Below are 18,732 nucleotides of genomic sequence, written 5' to 3'. Positions count from 1 at the left end.
TTGCTGTTTGGTGGTGGGCTCGCTGAGGCGGCCTCGACCAATCGTGTCCAAAGACGACGACGAGTGAGCCGCCCGAAACTTCGAGGCGGCTTTTTTATTTATCGCCGCCTGTCGTCCGGGCCCCGATAACGGAGTGGAACTATGGTAACGATCCTGCGGGATGATGGTGCGGAAATCTACGAGACCAAGGGCGGGATATCGGTCACGCGGCAGCGGCGTGCGATCCCCTACGGCGACGCGGTCTCTTCCTATATCGACAAGCTCGATGAGCGCCGCGGCGCGGTGTTTTCGTCGAACTACGAATATCCGGGCCGCTATACGCGCTGGGATACCGCGGTCGTCGATCCGCCGCTCGGCATCTCCTCCTTCGGGCGCAACGTCTGGATCGAGGCCTATAACGAACGCGGCGAGGTGCTTCTCGGCTTCGTGACCGAGCGGCTGAAAACGGTGTCCGACCTCGTGCTCGGGGCTTCGTCCGCCCGCCGACTCGACCTCTCGGTCAAAGCGCCGGATCGGGTGTTCACCGAGGAAGAGCGCTCGAAGATGCCGACGGTCTTTACCGTGCTGCGTGCCGTCACCGACCTCTTCTATTCGCAGGCGGATGCGAGCATCGGGCTTTACGGCGCCTTCGGCTATGACATCGCCTTCCAGTTCGATGCAATCGATCTGAAGCTGACGCGACCCTTCGACCAGCGCGACATGGTGCTCTACCTGCCGGACGAAATCCTCGTCGTCGACAACTATGCCGCCAAGGCCTGGATCGACCGTTACGATTTCGAAAAGGGTGGCGTGACGACCGAGGGCAAGGCGCAAGACATCGCGCCGGAGCCTTTCAAGCACACGGATGCCATTCCGCCGAAGAGCGATCACCGGCCGGGCGAATATGCCGATCTCGTCGTCAAGGCGAAGGAAAGTTTCCGCAAGGGTGATCTCTTCGAAGTCGTGCCCGGGCAGAAATTCATGGAGCGCTGCGAAAGCAAGCCTTCCGACATTTCCAAGCGGCTGAAGGCGATCAATCCGTCGCCCTATTCCTTCTTCATCAATCTCGGCCATCAGGAATATCTGGTCGGTGCCTCGCCCGAGATGTTCGTGCGCGTTTCCGGCCGCCGGATCGAGACCTGCCCGATCTCGGGCACGATCAAGCGCGGTGACGACCCGATCGCCGACAGCGAGCAGATCCTGAAGCTCTTGAATTCCAAGAAGGACGAATCCGAGCTGACCATGTGCTCCGACGTCGACCGCAACGACAAGAGCCGCGTCTGCGAGCCTGGCTCGGTCAAGGTGATCGGCCGCCGGCAGATCGAGATGTATTCGCGCCTCATCCACACGGTCGACCATATCGAGGGCCGGCTGCGCGACGATATGGACGCCTTCGACGGGTTCTTGAGCCATGCCTGGGCCGTGACCGTCACCGGTGCCCCGAAGCTCTGGGCGATGCGCTTTATCGAGAGCCGTGAAAAGAGCCCGCGCGCATGGTATGGTGGAGCGATCGGCATGGTCGGCTTCAACGGCGACATGAACACCGGCCTGACGCTGCGCACCGTGCGCATCAAGGACGGTATCGCCGAGGTGCGCGCCGGGGCGACGCTGCTCAACGATTCCATTCCTGAAGAAGAAGAAGCCGAAACCGAATTGAAGGCCTCTGCCATGCTTTCCGCCATCCGCGACGCCAAGACCGGCAATTCCGGCAAGACCCAGCGCGATGTCGCAAGCGTCGGCAAGGGCGTTAACATCCTGCTCGTCGACCATGAGGACAGCTTCGTCCACACGCTTGCCAATTATTTCCGCCAGACGGGGGCGAGCGTTTCGACCGTGCGCACGCCGGTGCCGGAGGAAATCTTCGACCGGCTGAACCCGGACCTCGTCGTGCTGTCGCCCGGGCCTGGAACGCCCAAGGATTTCGACTGCAAGGCGACGATTAAGAAAGCGCGGGCGCGCAACCTGCCGATCTTCGGCGTCTGCCTCGGCCTGCAGGCGCTCGCCGAGGCCTATGGCGGGGAACTGCGCCATCTGGCGCTGCCGATGCACGGCAAACCCTCGCGCATCCGCGTGCTGGAGCCGGGCATCGTCTTCTCCGGCCTGTCGAAGGAGGTGACGGTCGGCCGCTACCACTCGATCTTCGCCGATCCCTCGACGCTGCCGCGCGACTTCATCATCACCGCGGAAAGCGAAGACGGCACGATCATGGGCATCGAGCACGCCAAGGAGCCGATCGCCGCGGTGCAGTTCCACCCGGAATCGATCATGACGCTCGGCGGCGATGCTGGCATGCGGATGATCGAAAATGTCGTGGCGCATCTGGCCCGCAAGGCGAAGACCAAGGCTGCCTGAGCGCAACTCGGCCTTGCCCTTCCTGCTTGCGGGAAGGGCGGGCGAGGTGTGCATTCCGACGTGGATACGACGAGCAGCGAAGGAACGCGGGCAAGCATGGCAGAGCCGGGTTGACTTTATCAATCAAATCAGAACATTTCAGGAACGATCAATCGGAGCCCGCCGCCGTGGCCAATGCTGAAAAGTTCATCGTTCTCCCTTACCGCAAGAACCGCGGCAATCTCGTGCCCGGTGAAATGCGCCAGGCATCCAACTCCGTCAGCGCGGAAAAGATCGCCTCGGCGATGGCTGAGCGCTTCGTCGGCGTGGCGGCCTATGCGGTGATCGTCGACGAGGAAACCGGCGACATGTCCTCGCCGCGATTGCTGGCGCGCTATGGTGAGATTGCCGATCTCAACGCCGCCTGAGGTCCAGGTTTCAGCATGGAGACGTCGCTTTATCTGCCGGTCAAAGCCTTCCTGGAAGCGGCCGGTTATGTCGTCAAGGGTGAGGTCGGAAAATGCGATCTCGTCGGCTTGAGCGATGGCGAGCCGCCGGTCGTAGTCGTCTGTGAACTGAAACTCTCCTTCAACCTTGAGCTCCTTCTCCAGGCGGTCGACCGTGCGGCGATGAGCGATGAAGTCTGGATCGCGGCGCGCGTTTCGGCCAAGGGACGCGGGCGGGAGGCCGACAGGCGCTACCGCGATCTCTGCCGGCGGCTCGGTATCGGCATGCTGGGCGTCTCCGACGCCGGCGAGGTCAGCATCATCGTCAGTTCGATCTCGCCGATGCCGCGCACGAACCCGAAGCGGCGCTCGCGCCTCGTCAGCGAGCACCAGAGGCGCCGTGGCGATCCTGCGGTCGGCGGCGGTTCGCGCGCGCCGATCATGACCGCTTATCGCCAGCAGGCGTTGCTCTGCGCCTCGGCTCTCGAGCAGGGGCTCAAGCGGCCGCGGGAGATGAAGGCGCTTGCGGCCAATGCCGGCCCGATCCTGCGCGACAACGTCTACGGATGGTTCGAGCGCATCGAAAAGGGCATCTACGCACTGACGCCGGCGGGGCAGGCCGCGCTTTTGCGCTGGCCGCAGCCTGTGACTTCAGACACGCCTGCCTGAGCCGCCCGACCGGCCTCTGCGGACTCCGTTGGCGGGTTCGCGATCGAGGATGGCAACGCCTGTGAACGGAGTGTCATTCCCCTTTGACAATTCCTCCTTCATCGCCCATATCACCCTTAACTGAACCGCCTTCGCGATAGTCGCGTGGGCGGTTTTGCATTTCAATGGCTTGGACCCTGCAATTCATTCGCAACCGCAGGAGGACGATATGAGTGACAACGGCGATCTTACGGTTCGCACGCTGGCGATGTGGGGCATTCCGCTGTCGCTCGGCGTCATGGGCCTGAAGATGGTGGCCTGGTGGGTCACCGGGTCGGTGGCGCTGCTGTCGGACGGGCTCGAATCGACGGTCAACGTCGTTGCCGCCTTCATCGCCTTTTTCGTCATTCGCTATGCGCAGAAGCCGGCCGACCACGACCATCCCTTCGGCCATCACAAAGCGGAATATCTGTCTGCGGTGACCGAGGGCGTACTGATCGTCGTCGCCGCACTCCTGATCGTCAACGAGGCGATCGGTTACCTCGCCGCGCCGCGCATGCTCGATGCGCCGGTGCTCGGCCTTGCAATCAATTTCGCGGCTGGTGTCATCAATGCGGTCTGGGCGCGGCTGCTGATCCGGACCGGTCGCAAACATCGCTCGGCGGCACTTGCCGCGGACGGGCAGCATATCCTGTCGGATGTGGTGACCTCCGTCGGCGTGCTCGCCGGCCTGCTGCTGGCGCTCGCGACCGGCTATGCGATCTTCGATCCGGTGCTTGCCATTCTGGTCGCCGTCAACATCATCTACCAAGGCTGGAAGGTGATCTCGCAATCGATCGGCGGACTGATGGACCAGGCCGTCGAGCCGCGCGAGGAGGAAGCGATCAAGCAGGCGATCGCCACCCATGCGGCAGGCTCGATCGGCGTGCACGACCTGAAGACCAGGCGGGCCGGCGCCGTCACCTTCATCGATTTTCACATGGTGGTGCCCGGCACTATGTCGGTACGGCAGGCGCATGATATATGCGACCGCCTTGAGGATGCCATCAGTGCGGTGCACAAGGGCGCCAAAATAGCCATTCACGTGGAGCCGGAGGGCGAAAAGGCCCATGGCATTCGCGTCAAAGTCGTCAAGGAGGCATGATGCCGAATACCGATGTTTCCAGCCTGTCGATGCTGGGCCAGCAAACCCAAACCGCGCAGTCGCCGGAGCAGGCTGTGCTTGAAAAAGTGCCGTCCAACCATGCCGGCACCGACTACGTCGTGCGCTTCACCGCGCCGGAATTCACCTCGCTCTGCCCGATGACTGGACAGCCGGATTTCGCCCATATCGTCATCGATTACATTCCGGGCGAATGGCTGGTGGAATCGAAGTCGCTGAAGCTCTTCCTGCATTCCTTCCGCAACCATGGCGCTTTCCACGAGGATTGCTCGATCTACATCGCCAAGCGCATCGTCGAGCTGCTCGATCCCAAGTGGTTGAGGATCGGCGCTTACTGGTATCCGCGCGGCGGCATTCCGATCGACGTGTTCTGGCAGACCGGCAAACCGCCGGAAGGTGTATGGCTGCCGGAGCAGGGCGTCGCCACCTACCGCGGACGTGGGTGAGCCACGGTGCCGCCAAAGGCGGCAGCAATCGATCCGGTGGATCGATTGCAGTGGCGAACGCCCGGAGCCAAGCGAAGGGCCGGGCAACGGTGCGGCAACCGCTGCCCTTCTCTAACCGTTAAACCTCACACATCCGTCACATCACCCCCGGACGAGTCATCGGTGTAATCGTCGTCGTAATCGGCCTGCTGCACGTCGGCGTCATCATTGTCGTTATTATCAGCCGCATTGTCGGACGCCTGGCTGGTGTCGTCATTGCCATAATAATTGTTGATGACGGTTTCCTCGGTGGGGGCGCTGGCATTGCCGAAGGGGTTGGCGCCGAAGGGCGAGCCCCAACCGAGCGAGGACATGTGATTGCCGAAGATGCCGCTCAGCGAATTGGCAAGCAACATGCCGCCGGCAACGCCGGCGGCCGTGCCGAGCGCGCCGCGCAGGAAGCTGCCGCCGGCTGATGGCGCATAGGCCTGCTGGCTCCAGGGGCCGGTCGGCTGTTGCTGCTGCGGCTGGCGGCCATCGCCGCGGGAATCGTCATAGGCGCGGGACTGCTGACCCCAGGGACCGGGATTGGAAGGGACGGGTGCCGGCTGCTGCGTCTGGGTGTTGCCGAAGATCGAGCTCAGGAAGCCGCCGCCCTGTTCGGCCTGGCGGTGCTCGCTGGCGCCGGCTTCCAGCTGGCGGACATGCTCTTCGAGTTCCTTGATATGGTTGGCGGCCGCTTCCAGCCCCTTTTCCTGAACGATGACGGCCTGGGCGAGATAATAGGTGGCGGAGGGCTGTTCGCGCGTTGCCTGGTCGATCAGGACCTCGGCGTCGCGGTCGCGCGGCTGGGCCGCTGCGGTGCGCACGCGGTCGAAGAGGGCGGTCAGCAATTGGCGTTCTTCGGGTGACATGTTCTGCCTCCTGTTGGTCCGGAGCGCTCTCGTATCCGACCGGACGCGTAAAGCGCTCCATGGTTTTTCGGTGCAGCTATCGCTGCGTGAGGTTGAGGTAGGAACCGATTCAGGCTTTTCAAAGCCTTTCACCGTTACATTTCAGTAAGGCTTGCAGAACGGCGCGCGGCTTCTTAAGGATATCTCCATCGCTTCGGTGCCTTGTGTTTTTCCCGCATTGTTTTAGGCATTGAGTCGCACTATGTGCGGGGAAGCCGAATTCATCTCCAAGAGGTTCGAATGAACGACGAAGACCAGGACGACAAGACGAAGGAACTGCCGCTCGGCAAGGAAACGGAGGCGAATCTTTTCAAGTCGCGTTCGATCTTCATCTACGGACCGATCAATCAGGAATTGGCGCAGAAGGTCTGCTCGCAGCTCGTGGCGCTTGCCGCGGCCAGCGACGAAGACATCCGCATCTATGTGAATTCGCCCGGCGGCCACGTCGAATCCGGCGATTCCATTCATGACATGATCAAGTTCATCAAACCGAAGGTCTGGATGATCGGGACGGGCTGGGTCGCCTCCGCCGGTGCGCTGATCTATGTCGCCGCTCCGAAAGAGCAGCGCCTGTGCCTGCCGAACACCCGCTTCCTGCTGCACCAACCCTCGGGCGGCACGCGCGGCATGGCATCCGACATCGAGATCCAGGCACGCGAGATCATCAAGATGAACGAGCGCCTGAACAAGATCATGGCGGCAGCCACCGGCCAGCCGCTCGACAAGATCGCCAAGGACACCGATCGCGACTATTGGCTGTCGGCCGAAGAGGCGAAGGACTATGGTCTTGTCTCGCGGATCGTGACGTCACAGGCCGATATCTGAGTTTTCTCATGTAATGCACTTGAACGCCCTCGTCTGCAGCATCAGGCGAGGGCGTTTTGTTTCTGCCGGAAGACGCGGCTGCTGAACGGAAAGAGCTGAATTCGGACTTGCGCGGGCGGCAGCCGTCATGCTCCATGCGCCATTCCAGCAGCTCGAGTTCCGCCATGCTCAAAGATTTTTCCGTCCAGGCCTTGTTCATGGGGCTGCTGACCGCCTTCGTCGGCTCCGCCAGCTCGTTTGCCGTCGTGCTGCACGGGCTCGAGGCGGTCGGCGCAACGGATGCGCAGGCGGCTTCGGGGCTGATGGCATTGTCGATCTCCATGGGCATCTGCGCGATCGTGCTCAGTGCGGTGACGCGATTGCCGATCAGCATCGCCTGGTCGACGCCGGGTGCCGCGCTGCTGGCAAGCACCGGACCGATCGAGGGCGGCTTCAATGCGGCGGTCGGAGCATTCCTGATCTGTGGCGCGCTGATCGTCATCGCCGGGCTGTTCAAGCCGCTCGGCCGGGCGGTCGCCGCCATTCCGGCGCCGCTTGCCAATGCGATGCTCTCCGGCGTGCTGATTGGCCTCTGCTTCGCGCCGGTGAAGGCGATCGGCTTCAATCCCGCCCTCGGCCTGCCGATCGTCGTCGCCTGGATCGCCGTTGGCGCCTTCAAACGGCTCTGGGCGGTGCCGGCGGCACTCGCGGCCTTCGTGCTGGTGCTCACCTTCGGCGTCGATATTCCGGATGGCGCGCTCAGTTCGCTCGAACGATCGCTAGTGCCGGCGGCTGAAATCGTCCGGCCGGTGTTCAGCCTCGCCGGCCTTGTCTCGATCGCGCTGCCGCTGTTCATCGTCACCATGGCCTCGCAGAACATTCCGGGCATCGCCGTCTTGAAGGTCAACCACTACGATCCGAAGCCCGGTCCGCTCTTTGCCGTCACCGGCTTCTTCTCGCTGCTGTCGGCGCCGTTCGGCGGCCACGCCGTCAATCTGGCGGCGATCACCGCGGCGATGTGCGCCGGACAGGATGCCCACACGGATCCGAAGCGGCGTTATTGGGCGTCACTGACCGCCGGCGTCGGGTATGTCATCCTCGGGCTGCTTGCCGGCGCGGTGACGGCTTTCGTCGCGCTTGCGCCTCCGATCCTGATCGAGGCGGTTGCCGGGCTGGCGCTGGTCGGGGCTTTTTCCTCCTCGGCGATGTCGGCCTTCCAGGCGCCGGAGTCGCGCGAGGCGGCGGCGATCACCTTCCTCGTCACCGCCTCCGGCGTTTCCTTCGGCGGCATTTCCGGCGCCTTCTGGGGGCTGATCGCCGGCGGGTTGATGCTGGCGCTGTCGCGGCTGGTGGGCGTTTGGAAGGACCGAAGCCAGCAGCGCTAATGCCCGTCGCCCGGAAGTGTGCAGCGGTTCCGGGATAACGACATGCATAAAAACAAAGAGCTTTAGCGGAACGGCGTTGCGCCTTCGGCGGCCAAAAGCCCGAGCAAGGGCTTGCCAGTTTCACGGCCCAAGGCTATAAGCGCGGCCATGAAGACCACTGGCGCCAGAATTTCAGACACGATTGCACGCGGCCGCATCGCCCTGCGTGACAATACGCGCGCCCTGACCTCGCTTCTTCTCCTCGGCCTTACGCGCGGTTGCCGGGTCCTTTGAGGAGCGCCCGGCGGCCGAAAGCCCGCCCGGCGATTGCTCCTCGCGACTCATTTTCAAAATTGACCTAACGACCGACAAAGGTCCGCATTTGTATATCGCCAAGCCTGAGATGATCGGCTAAGAGCGGGGCAAATGCCGGGACGAGGAGACGATACGATGAACGCAAAGACGCAATTCTCCGAGGGAAAAACGGCCTCCGCAAAAGGCATGCCTGACGCTGCGGTGAAATACCGGGCCTATCCGCAGGTAAACATTCCCGACCGCACCTGGCCGACGAAGACCATCACCAAGGCGCCGGTCTGGTGCTCGGTCGACCTGCGCGACGGCAACCAGGCGCTGGTCGACCCGATGGGCCACGACCGCAAGGCGCGGATGTTCCAGCTGCTGCTGGAGATGGGCTTCAAGGAAATCGAGATTGGTTTCCCCTCAGCTTCGCAGACCGATTTCGATTTCGCCCGCTGGTGCGTGGAAGAGGGCAACGTGCCCGCCGACGTCTCCCTGCAGGTGCTGGTGCAATGCCGCCCGGAACTCATCACCCGCACCTTCGAAGCACTGGAAGGCGCAAACCGGCCGATCGTGCATTTTTACAACTCGACCAGCGAGCTGCAGCGCCGCGTCGTCTTCGCCAAGGATGTGCAGGGGATCAAGCAGATCGCCGTCGATGCCGCCAAAATGATTACCGACATGGCCGTCAAGGCAGGCGGCGGCTACCGTTTCGAATATTCGCCCGAGAGTTTTACCGGCACGGAACTCGAAGTGGCGCTGGAAATCTGCAATGGCGTCATCGAGGTGGTCAAGCCGACGCCCGACAACAAGCTGATCATCAACCTGCCGTCCACCGTCGAGATGGCGACGCCGAACGTCTATGCCGACCAGATCGAGTGGATGTGCCGCAATCTCGACAATCGCGAGAACCTGATCATCTCCCTGCACCCGCATAACGACCGCGGTACCGGCATCGCCGCTGCCGAATTGGCGCTGCTGGCAGGCGCCGATCGTGTCGAAGGCACGCTCTTCGGCAATGGCGAGCGCACCGGCAATGTCGACATGGTGACGATGGCGCTGAACATGTTCACGCAAGGGGTCGATCCCGAGATCGACTGCTCGAACATCGAGCGCATCAAGGAAGTGTTCGAATATTCCAACCAGATGGCGATCGGCGAGCGTCATCCCTACGTCGGCGAGTTGGTCTACACGGCCTTCTCCGGCTCGCATCAGGATGCGATCAACAAGGGTATGAAGGCGGCCCAGGTCGCCAACCACCCCGTCTGGGAAGTGCCGTACCTGCCGATTGATCCGCGCGATGTCGGCCGTTCCTATGAGGCGATCATCCGCATCAATTCGCAGTCCGGCAAGGGCGGAATCGCCTATATCCTGCAGCAGGATTACGGGCTGAACCTGCCGCGTAATCTGCAGGTGGAATTCCGCGAGGATATCCAGCGCATTACCGACGTCGAGGGCAAGGAGCTTCCATCGCGGCGCATTTACGACCGTTTCATCGAGCGCTACGTGACGCAGCCCGATGCGCGCCTGAGGTTCGTCGATCATCACACCTATCCCGACACCGAGCACAAGGGCCAGCGGATCGTGGCGGCCGAGATTACCGACAATGGCGAGATCAAGCGCATCGAAGGCCGCGGCAACGGCCCGATCGACGGCTTCATCAATGCGCTGTCGCACTATCTCGGCATCGAGATGTCGGTCGAGGATTATTCCGAGCATTCTCTGCAGCACGGCTCGAACGCGGCGGCGATCTCCTACGTCGAGACCTCCTATCCCGGCGGCAAGCTCTTCGGCGCCGGCATCAATACCAACATCGTCGCGGCATCGCTGGAAGCGATCGTCTCGGCGGCCAACCGCGTGCTCGATGTGAAGGCCGGCAAGGCCTGATTCCAAAACGTTTCAGGCCGCGATCGTCTTGGTACGACGCGGTCTGGCGATTAGGTTGACTTCGTTGCGTCTGCGCTGAGCGCACGCGAAAGCAATGAAAGACGTGCCGAGCGGCCCCCTCATCCGCCTGCCGGCACCTTCTCCCCGCTGGGGAGAAGAGATATGCCGCAACGTCTCGCTTCCTCTCATCCGCAAGGGGGTGCCGAACGGCGGTAGGCCACCACTTGCTCCCTCTTCTCCCCAGCGGGGAGAAGGTGGCCCGCAGGGTCGGATGAGGGGGCGGCCGGCGCTGATAGTCGATTTTGCCATGGTGCCGCCTCAGCCGCTGGCGGCCATCAAATCGCTGTGGCGATTTTCATGGCGAGCTGGCCGAGCGCCGCTTCGGCGGAAGGGCCGGCAAGCACGTAGGACGTGCCGGCATTGTGCCATGTCACGAGACCGATCTCGTCCTTGATGGTTTCCTTGAAGTCGTCGGTCTCCGGTGGCTGCGCGTCCTTGCGGAAGCAGATGGAGATGACGTCGCCGTCGGCGTTGGAATAGACGAGCTGGCCGACAGGGCGGCTGTCGCCGAGGATGACGCGCGCGCCCTGGAAGGTCCAGGCTTCGGCGCTGAGATCAGGCACGCGGAAGGGCACGCCGATCGCGGTCGTCAGCCAGCTGGAGATTTCCTCGGCCTGAGAGGCAGGCACTTCGACGAGATGACGGGGCTGGCGGATCAGCAGGCGCTGATAGGCGGTGACGTCGCCCAGCCAGTCGCTGGTATTGGCCGGCGCCGTCGCGGAGGTCGTTGTGGCGATTTCGTCGGCATCCGGGCTGGTGCCGACGAAATAGCCGATACCGCAACCGACGGCGAAGAGAATAAGCGCGGCGGCCAGCGCCTGCGGGCCGCTGGGCGCCAGTTTCACCGGCGGGCGCGTGGCGCGCTGGGCGATCGGCGTCTTCGGCGGCTGCGTGCTCTTGATCGAGCGGACGAGGGCGAGCGGCACCGGCTCCTTCAGGATGTCGTCGAGACGGCGGCGGCCGAAATCGGCGCCATGGCGCAGCTTCTCGTGCAGCCGTCGCGCATTCTCGTCGGTTGCCAGGCGCTGTTCCAGTTCGTGGCGCTGTTCGGGCGAGACCTCGCCATCGAGAAGGGCGGTAAGTTGGGCTTCGAGCGGCAATTTCCTAAGATCGAGCAATTCAGTACCTGTGGATCGGGTGGGTGCCGGCAAGCCCGGCAAAATGCAGCCTTGCGGTCGCGAGCTGCGAGACGACATTTGCCACCGGCGTGCCCATGATGTCGGCCGCCTGCTGGTAGCTGTGGCCTTCGACGTCGACGAGCAGGAACATGCTGCAAAGGCCGTCCGGCATATCGGCGATCATGCGATGAATGGCGTCGGGATCGACTGCGGCCGAGCGTTCGCGCGCGGCGTCGCGAATATCCGTGACGTTGCCGCGGACGGACGCCTTCGGCTTGCGCTTGCGGCTGTCGTCGCTCCATTGCTGGCGGGCGAGCGTGTAGATCCAGCTTTCCAGGCGGCCTTCGCCGCTCCATTGATGGCCCTTGGCGATGGCGCGCTGGCAGACCGCCTGGACGAGTTCGTCGGCCACGGCAGCCTCACCCGCGAGCGTGATCGCGAAGCGGCGAAGGCGGGGCAGAAGGCCGACGAGATCACGCCGGAGATCGATGGTCGTTGCGGGTTGACGCATTGTCTATCCAAGAAGCATTCACAATGGTTTCGCGGACGAAGGGTTCGCCGTCGGGCGCGAAGCCGGCCTTATCGACGCCGCATGTGCTTTATGAAGCAAGTCTCCTGCACTTCGCAAGCATCCGGCTGTCTTCATCCCCTTTTCTCAAGGGATTTTCGTATTGTGGCCCACAAAACTTGCGTCAATATGTCTTGTAGCCGTTCAAGCTTTGCAGCAGAGCGCGATAGGCCCATGTGCCTTCGCCGCCGCGATCGCGGATTTCGACGAGCTGGACGCGGGCGCCCTCGATGTCTCCCTGTTCCACCAGCGCCATGCCCATGTAGGAGCGGGCAAGGATGTAGTTCTCATCCGCCTGCAGCGCCTTGCGGTAGTAGGACATGCCGAGTTCCATGCGGCCGGCCTTGCGGTTGGCGTAGCCGAGATAGTTCAGGATGCGCGGGTCGTTCTGGTTGCGGGCGAGATTGAGCACGGTGATGGCATTGTCATACTGGCCGGCATAGGCGAACTCGCGGGCGAACTTGTAGAGATCGTCGTCGTTGAAGCTGCTCTTCTTCGGGTTGACGCATTCCTTCTTGGCCTTGTCCCAGACCTTGCCGCCGGTGCAGGTCTTGGTCGTCTGGGTCTTCGGCGGCGGATTGGTGTCATCGTTGTTGTCGCCGACCGCGAAGGCAGCTGTGGCGATGCCGAAGGCAAAGCCGGCGGCGAGCGAAAGTCTGGACAGGTGACGGAAAGAAGAAGTCATTGGCGGGCTCCGTTTTGAGGCGATGCGTTGGCCGGATTGTACGCTTACCGCTAAAAATACCAAGAGGGTAAGCGGCCGCCATGGCAATTGTTGCGGCAATGGCCGGGCCTCCTCTCATATCGGTTCAAGTGCTGGAGGAAAGGAGTCCGGAGCTGGCGCTAACGCGCGAAAATATCAGCGCTTTCCGACATCACGGCATCGCCGGACCGGTTGACGCTGAAGCGTTCGCCGCTGAGTTCCCAGGCGCCGGGAGAGCCGTCGATGGAGAAGAGGTTGTAGGCCGCCGGCGGCTTGATGCTGCCCGGTCCTTGCGAGGCGGAGGCGATGCCGACGACGGGCACCGGCTGCACCTGGCCGCGCAGCCAGTGGAGCGTGTTCAGGTGCGTATGCCCGTGCAGCACGAGTTCGGCACCGCCGGTCGAAATCACCGCAGCGAAACGACGGATGCCGATCATGCGCTTGTAGAAGGTGGTGGCGCCGCGGATCGGCGGATGATGGATCATCACGACCCGGAAGAGACCGGCTTCGCCCGCCGCGCGCAGCATGTTGACGGTATCGCGGGCCTGGCGGGCGCCGAAAAAGCCGGAGGCGGCAAAGGGAGGGGTGGCGACCGCCGTCGAGCAGCCGACGATCGCAACCTTGTCGCGGATGCGCAGATAGGGAAAAATATGACGGTCTTCCTGCCATTGCGGCGGGGAGAGATCGCCGCGGACATACTCGTACCAGGCGCGCATCGACTTCTCATAGGCGCCGGGCACATAGGCATCGTGATTGCCGGGAACGACCGAGGTGTCGGCGGGATCGCCGAGCGCGCGCAGCCAGGCGGCCGCGGCGCGGATCTCGATACCACTCGCCAGATTGACGAGGTCGCCGGTGACGGCCAGATGATCCGCCTGATGAGCGCGGATGTCGTCGAGCAACAGATCCAGCGTGCTGCCGAAAAGGTGCTTGCGTCGATTTCGATGCCAGTTCACAAAGCCCGTTATGCGTTTTGAAAACAGCTCCTGGATGGAAAGACGGGGTAACGGCCCGAGGTGGACGTCGGAAATATGCGCGAGCTTGAACATGCTACGAGACATAGACCAGCTTATTGACAAATCAAACACATCCGGCGCGATGAAGGGCTGAAACGGAACGATGGTGGATAAAGAAAAGCGGCCCCTGCATATCAGAACGGCCCTGCGCCTTCTGCATGTCTATTTCTCCTTCGCCCGCGGCATGACGATGGGCGTCAGGGCCGCCTGCTTCGATGCGGAGGGGCGGATTTTTCTGGTGCGCCACAGCTATATCGGCGGCTGGCACATGCCGGGCGGCGGGCTCGAGCGCAACGAGACGGTCGAAGAAGCGCTGGCCAAGGAATTGCGCGAAGAGGGCAACCTCAGGATCATCGGCAAACCGCAACTGGTCCAGGTCTATTTCAACACCACGAATACTCGCCGCGACCATGTCGTGTTCTACCGGGCGAATGTCGAGCAGACGGCGCCGCGCCCGCCCGACTGGGAGATCTCCGACAGCGGCTTCTTCCCGCTCGACAGCCTGCCCGAGGGTACGACCAAGGCGACGCATCGCCGCCTCGCCGAGCTTCGAGGCGAGGAGGAGCCCGACCACCGTTGGTGAGGGCTTCACATTTCTTAAAGCGCGTCGCGTCAAATCTGATTGACGCGACGCGCTTTAATCCTTTGTTTTCATGCATGTCGTTGTCCCGAAACCGCTGCACACTTCCCGGCGACATGCATTAGGCCGCGGCAAGCTTCGCACGTCCATGCGGGCTGTCGAGATCGAGCGCCGGGCCGACGGGAACGATGCCGGTCGGATTGATGGTCTTGTGGCTGCGGTAATAGTGCTGCTTGATATGCGTCAGGTTCACCGTCTCGACAATGCCTGGCGTCTGATAGAGATCTCTTAAGTAACCGGGCAGGTTGCGGTAATCGGCAATGCGGCGGATGTTGCATTTGAAATGGCCGACATAGACCGGGTCGAAGCGCACCAGCGTGGTGAACAGGCGCCAGTCGGCCTCCGTCTGACGGTGGTCTAGGAGATAGCGGCCTTTGCCGAGACGTTCATCGAGCATGTCGAGCGTTTCGAACAGCTTGCCGACATTTTCCTCATAGGCTTCCTGGGTGGTGGCAAAGCCTGCCTTGTAGACGCCGTTGTTGACGGTGTCGTAGACGGTTTCGTTCAGCGCGTCGATTTCGGCGCGGAGATCCTCGGGATAAAAATCGGTCTTTACGCCGGTCAGCCCGTCGAAGGCGCTGTTGAACATGCGGATGATCTCGGCGGATTCGTTGCTGACGATCGTGCCGGTCTTTTTGTCCCACAGGACGGGAACGGTGACCCGGCCGGAATAATGCGGATCGGCCTTGACATAGATCTGCCAGAGCGTGGCTGAGCCGAAGAGCTGGTCGCCGGTGGCGCCGTCGCCGACCTTGAATTCCCAGCCATTGTCGAGCATCAGCGGGTCGACGACCGAGACCGAGATCAGCTCCTCCAGCTTCTTGAGCTTGCGGAAGATCAGCGTGCGGTGCGCCCAGGGGCAGGCAAGCGAGACATAGAGATGATAACGCCCGGCCTCGGCCTTAAAGCCACTGCTGCCGGAAGGGCCGGCCTCACCGCCCGACGTCACCCAGTTGCGGAACTGCGAGGGCTGCCGCTTGAACTGGCCCTTGCTCTCCTTCGTGTCGTACCAGACATCATGCCAGACGCCGTCCACCAGCATTCCCATGATCTTCATTTCCTTTGGTTGCGTGTCGGGACCGAAGTTAGCTGAGATAGTGGGGCTTTGCAGGCGGTAAAGGTTGAACAGTGTGTCACACCGTTCTGCCGCTGCATAATTTCCAGTGCTGTCGTGTGCATTTTGCGTTGGACGGCGGAAATTTTTCCTGCTATCGGCCTTTCACGATTTTAGGATCCCTGCGTGATGTTCATTTCCAGAAACCCGCGACGACGCTGATGCTCCCGAACGCCCAAGGCGTGTTCGAGACCCATCAATCTGTCCATCCGGTTTCTGTCATCATGTACAAGCACGATCTCGTCTACCTCACCGAAGACGCGTCTCATGACGCGGCCATCGAACATATCAACGAAGAAGCTTTCGGTCCGGGCCGCTTCACGCGGGCGGCGGCGCGCATTCGCGAGCAGGGGCCGCATGATCTGTCGCTCTCCTTCATCTGCACCGATAATGGCGAGACGATCGCTTCCGTGCGCATGACGCCGGTGCTGGCCGGCACGGTGAAGGGCCACCTTCTCGGCCCGCTCGCCGTCCGTCCCTCCCACAAGAACCAGGGCATCGGCCGCGAACTGGTGCGGATCGCGGTGGAGGCGGCAAGGCGCAAGGGCTCGGAAGCGGTGATCCTCGTCGGCGATCCGCCCTATTACGGCCCGCTCGGCTTTAAGAAGGTCGCCTACAACGCGCTTTCCTTTCCAGGCCCCGTCGATCCCGGCCGCGTGCTCGTCGTGCCGATCGCCGAGGATGCACACGAGCGGCTGAAGGGCATCATCGCCTGGCACGGATGATTTAGAGAGTTTTGCGGAGGAAGCTGCGCGTGCGGCCTTCCGGGAAATCCTCAAGCTCGCCGAAGACTTCATAGCCCTGGCGCAGATAGGCACTGAGAGCCTGCGGGCTGAAGGTGTCGATCCAGGCGCCGTGGCACCCCCGAGCTTTCGCCTCTTCTTCGGCTTTTGCGAGGAGCTTGCCGGCGAGACCGGTGCCGCGCAACGTGTCGGGAATATAGAGCATCTGGGTGAAGAGCCAGCCCCAGGCGGTAAAGCCCGACAGTCCACCGGTCACCTTGCTGTCGGTATCGCGGATGAGAACGGCAAGCGGCCGGCGATCGGAGGGGCCGACATCACCGGCGTTGAAGGCGGAGAGCGCATCGGTGATCGCCGCCAGTTCCTCCGGCGAGGGCGAGGCGGTCAGCTCGAATTCCGGCATGCGATTATCGTCCTTCCCGCCACCACATGGTTCCGAAGGCCAGTAGCAGGATGCCGACGCCGGCAAAACCGGCAAAGAGCGGCAGCGTGTTGATGCCTTTCAAAACAGTCTCGCTGGTCATGCGGATCATCATGCGATCGTCGTCGGCGACGCGGACCTGGCCGCGCACCGGCAGGATCGGCGGCACGCTGATCCTGCCACTCTCGTTGGCGACGCGGGTGACGAGACCCTTGCTTCTCTCGGCGACCGGCTTCAGCACATCGGTCGTCGAGATCATCGCCTTGAATTCCGGTGCGTCGACGGCGCCGATATGGACGAGCGTCGACAGCTTGCCGTTGCGGATTTCGAAGAGGCCGATTTCGTCCATCCGCTTCTCGGTCTTGTAGAGCCCCGGTTCGGCTTGGGTGAGCGGCAGGGTTTCGGTCTTGCCGGAGGGGTAACGCACGGTGGCGTTGCCGGGATTGTCGCCGATCGTCTGGCGCGTGACTTCAAGCGTCCGGCCGGAGGCGCGCGCCGTCAGTGCTTCTTCCTCGAGCGCCGGCTCCTTCATCAGCCAATGGGCGATACGGCGATAGAGCGAAACGTTGGGGCCGCCGCCTTCGAAGCCGCGCGCCCAGAGCCAGCCCTGATCGGAAAGCAGCATGGCGACGCGGCCCTGGCCGGCGCGGTTCAGCACCAGCAGCGGGTGGTTGTCGGCGCCGAGCATGATCGTTTCGCCCTGCGGCCGATCGACATCGACGCTGCGGAACCAGCGGCCCCAATGCGGCGGATCCTCGCCCGAGCCGTCCAGGCCGCGGGTGACGGGATGTTTGCGACCTTCCTCGGAGAGGCGCGGATAGAAAGCCTTTTCGATCATCTCGCCGGTGGGCGTTGCCGGCAGGACCGAGGAAAGCGGTGTCAGTGCGATGGAGTCGGGGCCGGCATGCTCGGGACCGGCGGCGATCAGCAGCGCGCCGCCATTGTCGACATATTGGGCGATGTAATCGTAATAGAGCAGCGGCAGCACGCCGCGGTGCTGGTAGCGGTCGAAGATGATCAGGTCGAAATCCTTGATCTTGTCGACGAAGAGCTCGCGCGTCGGGAAGGCGATCAGCGACAGCTCGTTGATCGGCGTGCCGTCCTGCTTTTCCGGCGGCCGCAGGATGGTGAAATGGACAAGGTCGACCGAGGCGTCGGATTTCAGCAGGTTGCGCCAGGCGCGTTCGCCGGCATGCGGCTCGCCGGAGACGAGAAGGACGCGGAGATTCTGGCGGATGCCGTCGATGACGTGAACGGCGCGGTTGTTGGCGGTGGTGACCTCGCCCGGAAGTGCGGCGACGGAAAATTCGAGCACGTTGCTGCCACCGGCCGGCACCTTGAAGGAGAAGGGTGTATCCTGGCCGGGCGTCGCCTGCAGGGTGGCGATTTCGTCGCCGTTCAGCTTCACCGTGACATTGGCCGTGCCGCCGGGGCTCGGGCCGTCGTCGAAGACGCGCAGAACGACCTGCTGCTCCTCATTGACGATGCCGAAGCGCGGTCCCTTGATGACTTCGATGCGGCGATCGAATTCGTTGGCTTTGCCGGTGATGAGGCCATGGATCGGCGCATCGAAACCGAGCGCCTGATTGGCGGCCGGAACATCGTGAACTTCACCATCGGTCAGCATGATGGCGCCGCCGATGCGGGCCGGCGGGACATCGGCGATGTTGGCAGACAGCGCGTCGAACAGGCGCGTCGACGGCACGTCGGAGTTGACGTCGCCTTCGACATCGACGAAGCGGGGTTCGATCTGGGGGAAGCGGGCGAGCTGCCCCTTCAACGCCGCCAGCGCATCATCGGTCATCTTGACGCGATCGGGCGTCTGCTGGCTCTGGCTTCGGTCGACGAGAACCGGGACGATCGTCGACAGCTGATCCCGGTCCTCCTGCAGCAGCACCGGATTGGCAAGGGCGGTCAGCATGGCGAGCGCCGCCAGCGTTCTGATCCAGGCGCCGCGAATGCCGCGCCAGATCGCGAAGGCGGCGATGATGACGCTGACGGCGGCCAGTGCGGCCAGAACCGGCCAAGGCAGGAAGGGCGAAAAGTCGAAGGTCAT

The 18,732-nt window shown here is 62.8% G+C and carries 18 protein-coding genes; 10 read left to right on the top strand and 8 right to left on the bottom strand.

Translation table 11 applies throughout. The features are described from left to right. Nucleotides 1–141 precede the first annotated feature (141 nt). The 5 genes from FHX14_RS20745 (at nucleotide 142) to queF (ending at nucleotide 5,012) form a co-directional block, all read left to right on the top strand. On the top strand, nucleotides 142–2,331 hold the full coding sequence (locus FHX14_RS20745) for an anthranilate synthase (RefSeq protein WP_184378433.1): 2,190 nt from the start codon (nucleotides 142–144) through the stop codon (nucleotides 2,329–2,331). Nucleotides 2,332–2,498: 167 nt separating this feature from the next. Continuing rightward, complete coding sequence (locus FHX14_RS20740; protein WP_003561395.1) at nucleotides 2,499–2,738, top strand: hypothetical protein; 240 nt, start codon at nucleotides 2,499–2,501, stop codon at nucleotides 2,736–2,738. A 15-nt stretch (nucleotides 2,739–2,753) separates the two neighbouring features. Next, nucleotides 2,754–3,425 carry a DUF2161 family putative PD-(D/E)XK-type phosphodiesterase gene (locus tag FHX14_RS20735; protein ID WP_179611727.1) on the top strand — a complete coding sequence of 224 codons (672 nt, stop codon included), beginning with the start codon at nucleotides 2,754–2,756 and terminating at the stop codon, nucleotides 3,423–3,425. Between the two features lie 208 nt (nucleotides 3,426–3,633). After that, on the top strand, nucleotides 3,634–4,548 hold the full coding sequence (gene emfA, locus FHX14_RS20730; RefSeq protein WP_184378432.1) for a CDF family cation efflux transporter EmfA: 915 nt from the start codon (nucleotides 3,634–3,636) through the stop codon (nucleotides 4,546–4,548). Continuing rightward, complete coding sequence (gene queF, locus FHX14_RS20725; RefSeq protein ID WP_184378430.1) at nucleotides 4,548–5,012, top strand: preQ(1) synthase; 465 nt, start codon at nucleotides 4,548–4,550, stop codon at nucleotides 5,010–5,012. The genes emfA and queF overlap by 1 nt, the downstream gene beginning before the upstream one ends. A gap of 125 nt (nucleotides 5,013–5,137) precedes the next feature. Here queF and FHX14_RS20720 read toward each other — a convergent pair whose 3' ends face one another. After that, complete coding sequence (locus FHX14_RS20720; protein ID WP_184378427.1) at nucleotides 5,138–5,905, bottom strand: DUF2076 domain-containing protein; 768 nt, start codon at nucleotides 5,903–5,905, stop codon at nucleotides 5,138–5,140. 279 nt (nucleotides 5,906–6,184) lie between these two features. On the opposite strand from FHX14_RS20720, the gene FHX14_RS20715 reads away from it, so the two are divergent. The 3 genes from FHX14_RS20715 to leuA all read left to right on the top strand — a co-directional run bounded on the left by FHX14_RS20715 (nucleotide 6,185) and on the right by leuA (nucleotide 10,296). Then, the gene (locus FHX14_RS20715) at nucleotides 6,185–6,769 is read left to right on the top strand and encodes an ATP-dependent Clp protease proteolytic subunit (protein WP_003593011.1); all 585 of its coding nucleotides are present in this window, start codon (nucleotides 6,185–6,187) and stop codon (nucleotides 6,767–6,769) included. 134 nt (nucleotides 6,770–6,903) lie between these two features. Continuing rightward, complete coding sequence (locus FHX14_RS20710) at nucleotides 6,904–8,133, top strand: benzoate/H(+) symporter BenE family transporter (RefSeq protein ID WP_184378425.1); 1,230 nt, start codon at nucleotides 6,904–6,906, stop codon at nucleotides 8,131–8,133. A gap of 429 nt (nucleotides 8,134–8,562) precedes the next feature. Then, entirely contained in the window at nucleotides 8,563–10,296 is a 1,734-nt protein-coding gene (gene leuA / locus FHX14_RS20705; protein WP_003593014.1) for a 2-isopropylmalate synthase, read from the top strand. Between the two features lie 335 nt (nucleotides 10,297–10,631). Here leuA and FHX14_RS20700 read toward each other — a convergent pair whose 3' ends face one another. The 4 genes from FHX14_RS20700 to FHX14_RS20685 all read right to left on the bottom strand — a co-directional run bounded on the left by FHX14_RS20700 (nucleotide 10,632) and on the right by FHX14_RS20685 (nucleotide 13,794). Then, complete coding sequence (locus tag FHX14_RS20700) at nucleotides 10,632–11,474, bottom strand: anti-sigma factor (RefSeq protein WP_097626650.1); 843 nt, start codon at nucleotides 11,472–11,474, stop codon at nucleotides 10,632–10,634. A gap of 1 nt (nucleotide 11,475) precedes the next feature. Continuing rightward, a complete protein-coding gene (locus FHX14_RS20695; RefSeq protein ID WP_179611722.1) occupies nucleotides 11,476–11,985 on the bottom strand; it encodes an RNA polymerase sigma factor in 510 nt (169 codons plus the stop codon). 181 nt (nucleotides 11,986–12,166) lie between these two features. Beyond that, nucleotides 12,167–12,727: a hypothetical protein gene (locus FHX14_RS20690; protein ID WP_012558524.1), complete on the bottom strand. Its 561-nt coding sequence runs from the start codon at nucleotides 12,725–12,727 to the stop codon at nucleotides 12,167–12,169. Nucleotides 12,728–12,885: 158 nt separating this feature from the next. Beyond that, nucleotides 12,886–13,794: a metallophosphoesterase gene (locus FHX14_RS20685; protein WP_183698177.1), complete on the bottom strand. Its 909-nt coding sequence runs from the start codon at nucleotides 13,792–13,794 to the stop codon at nucleotides 12,886–12,888. 70 nt (nucleotides 13,795–13,864) lie between these two features. On the opposite strand from FHX14_RS20685, the gene FHX14_RS20680 reads away from it, so the two are divergent. Further along, entirely contained in the window at nucleotides 13,865–14,344 is a 480-nt protein-coding gene (locus tag FHX14_RS20680; RefSeq protein ID WP_184378423.1) for an NUDIX domain-containing protein, read from the top strand. A 118-nt stretch (nucleotides 14,345–14,462) separates the two neighbouring features. Here the strand turns inward: FHX14_RS20680 and FHX14_RS20675 are convergent, their stop codons facing one another. Next, the gene (locus FHX14_RS20675; protein WP_184378421.1) at nucleotides 14,463–15,449 is read right to left on the bottom strand and encodes a glutathione S-transferase family protein; all 987 of its coding nucleotides are present in this window, start codon (nucleotides 15,447–15,449) and stop codon (nucleotides 14,463–14,465) included. 227 nt (nucleotides 15,450–15,676) lie between these two features. Here FHX14_RS20675 and FHX14_RS20670 point away from each other — a divergent pair, with 227 nt between their 5' ends. Further along, nucleotides 15,677–16,240, top strand: coding sequence for an N-acetyltransferase (locus FHX14_RS20670; protein ID WP_184378419.1), 564 nt, complete (start codon nucleotides 15,677–15,679; stop codon nucleotides 16,238–16,240). A 1-nt stretch (nucleotide 16,241) separates the two neighbouring features. On the opposite strand, the gene FHX14_RS20665 is transcribed toward FHX14_RS20670, so the two are convergent. Both FHX14_RS20665 and FHX14_RS20660 read right to left on the bottom strand, forming a co-directional pair. Further along, nucleotides 16,242–16,658 carry a GNAT family N-acetyltransferase gene (locus tag FHX14_RS20665; RefSeq protein WP_184378417.1) on the bottom strand — a complete coding sequence of 139 codons (417 nt, stop codon included), beginning with the start codon at nucleotides 16,656–16,658 and terminating at the stop codon, nucleotides 16,242–16,244. Nucleotides 16,659–16,662: 4 nt separating this feature from the next. After that, nucleotides 16,663–18,732, bottom strand: coding sequence for a hypothetical protein (locus FHX14_RS20660; protein ID WP_184378415.1), 2,070 nt, complete (start codon nucleotides 18,730–18,732; stop codon nucleotides 16,663–16,665).

The sequence above is a fragment of the Rhizobium sp. BK619 genome (genome assembly GCF_014195245.1).
Classification (GTDB): Bacteria; Pseudomonadota; Alphaproteobacteria; order Rhizobiales; family Rhizobiaceae; genus Rhizobium; species Rhizobium acidisoli.
The sequence above is the reverse complement of the archived record's forward strand: the minus strand, read 5'-3'. Positions and strand labels throughout refer to the sequence as shown.

What these genes read in the sequence shown, in the direction of transcription:
- FHX14_RS20745 (WP_184378433.1), top strand. Translation starts at nt 142, where the DNA reads ATGGTAACGATCCTGCGGGATGATGGTGCGGAAATCTACGAGACCAAG.
- FHX14_RS20675 (WP_184378421.1), bottom strand. Translation starts at nt 15,449, where the DNA reads ATGGGAATGCTGGTGGACGGCGTCTGGCATGATGTCTGGTACGACACG.
- FHX14_RS20720 (WP_184378427.1), bottom strand. Translation starts at nt 5,905, where the DNA reads ATGTCACCCGAAGAACGCCAATTGCTGACCGCCCTCTTCGACCGCGTG.
- FHX14_RS20695 (WP_179611722.1), bottom strand. Translation starts at nt 11,985, where the DNA reads ATGCGTCAACCCGCAACGACCATCGATCTCCGGCGTGATCTCGTCGGC.
- FHX14_RS20665 (WP_184378417.1), bottom strand. Translation starts at nt 16,658, where the DNA reads ATGCCGGAATTCGAGCTGACCGCCTCGCCCTCGCCGGAGGAACTGGCG.
- FHX14_RS20660 (WP_184378415.1), bottom strand. Translation starts at nt 18,732, where the DNA reads ATGACCTTCGACTTTTCGCCCTTCCTGCCTTGGCCGGTTCTGGCCGCA.
- FHX14_RS20670 (WP_184378419.1), top strand. Translation starts at nt 15,677, where the DNA reads ATGCTCCCGAACGCCCAAGGCGTGTTCGAGACCCATCAATCTGTCCAT.
- queF (WP_184378430.1), top strand. Translation starts at nt 4,548, where the DNA reads ATGCCGAATACCGATGTTTCCAGCCTGTCGATGCTGGGCCAGCAAACC.
- FHX14_RS20710 (WP_184378425.1), top strand. Translation starts at nt 6,904, where the DNA reads ATGCGCCATTCCAGCAGCTCGAGTTCCGCCATGCTCAAAGATTTTTCC.
- emfA (WP_184378432.1), top strand. Translation starts at nt 3,634, where the DNA reads ATGAGTGACAACGGCGATCTTACGGTTCGCACGCTGGCGATGTGGGGC.
- FHX14_RS20685 (WP_183698177.1), bottom strand. Translation starts at nt 13,794, where the DNA reads ATGTTCAAGCTCGCGCATATTTCCGACGTCCACCTCGGGCCGTTACCC.
- FHX14_RS20690 (WP_012558524.1), bottom strand. Translation starts at nt 12,727, where the DNA reads ATGACTTCTTCTTTCCGTCACCTGTCCAGACTTTCGCTCGCCGCCGGC.
- FHX14_RS20715 (WP_003593011.1), top strand. Translation starts at nt 6,185, where the DNA reads ATGAACGACGAAGACCAGGACGACAAGACGAAGGAACTGCCGCTCGGC.
- FHX14_RS20680 (WP_184378423.1), top strand. Translation starts at nt 13,865, where the DNA reads ATGGTGGATAAAGAAAAGCGGCCCCTGCATATCAGAACGGCCCTGCGC.
- FHX14_RS20735 (WP_179611727.1), top strand. Translation starts at nt 2,754, where the DNA reads ATGGAGACGTCGCTTTATCTGCCGGTCAAAGCCTTCCTGGAAGCGGCC.
- leuA (WP_003593014.1), top strand. Translation starts at nt 8,563, where the DNA reads ATGAACGCAAAGACGCAATTCTCCGAGGGAAAAACGGCCTCCGCAAAA.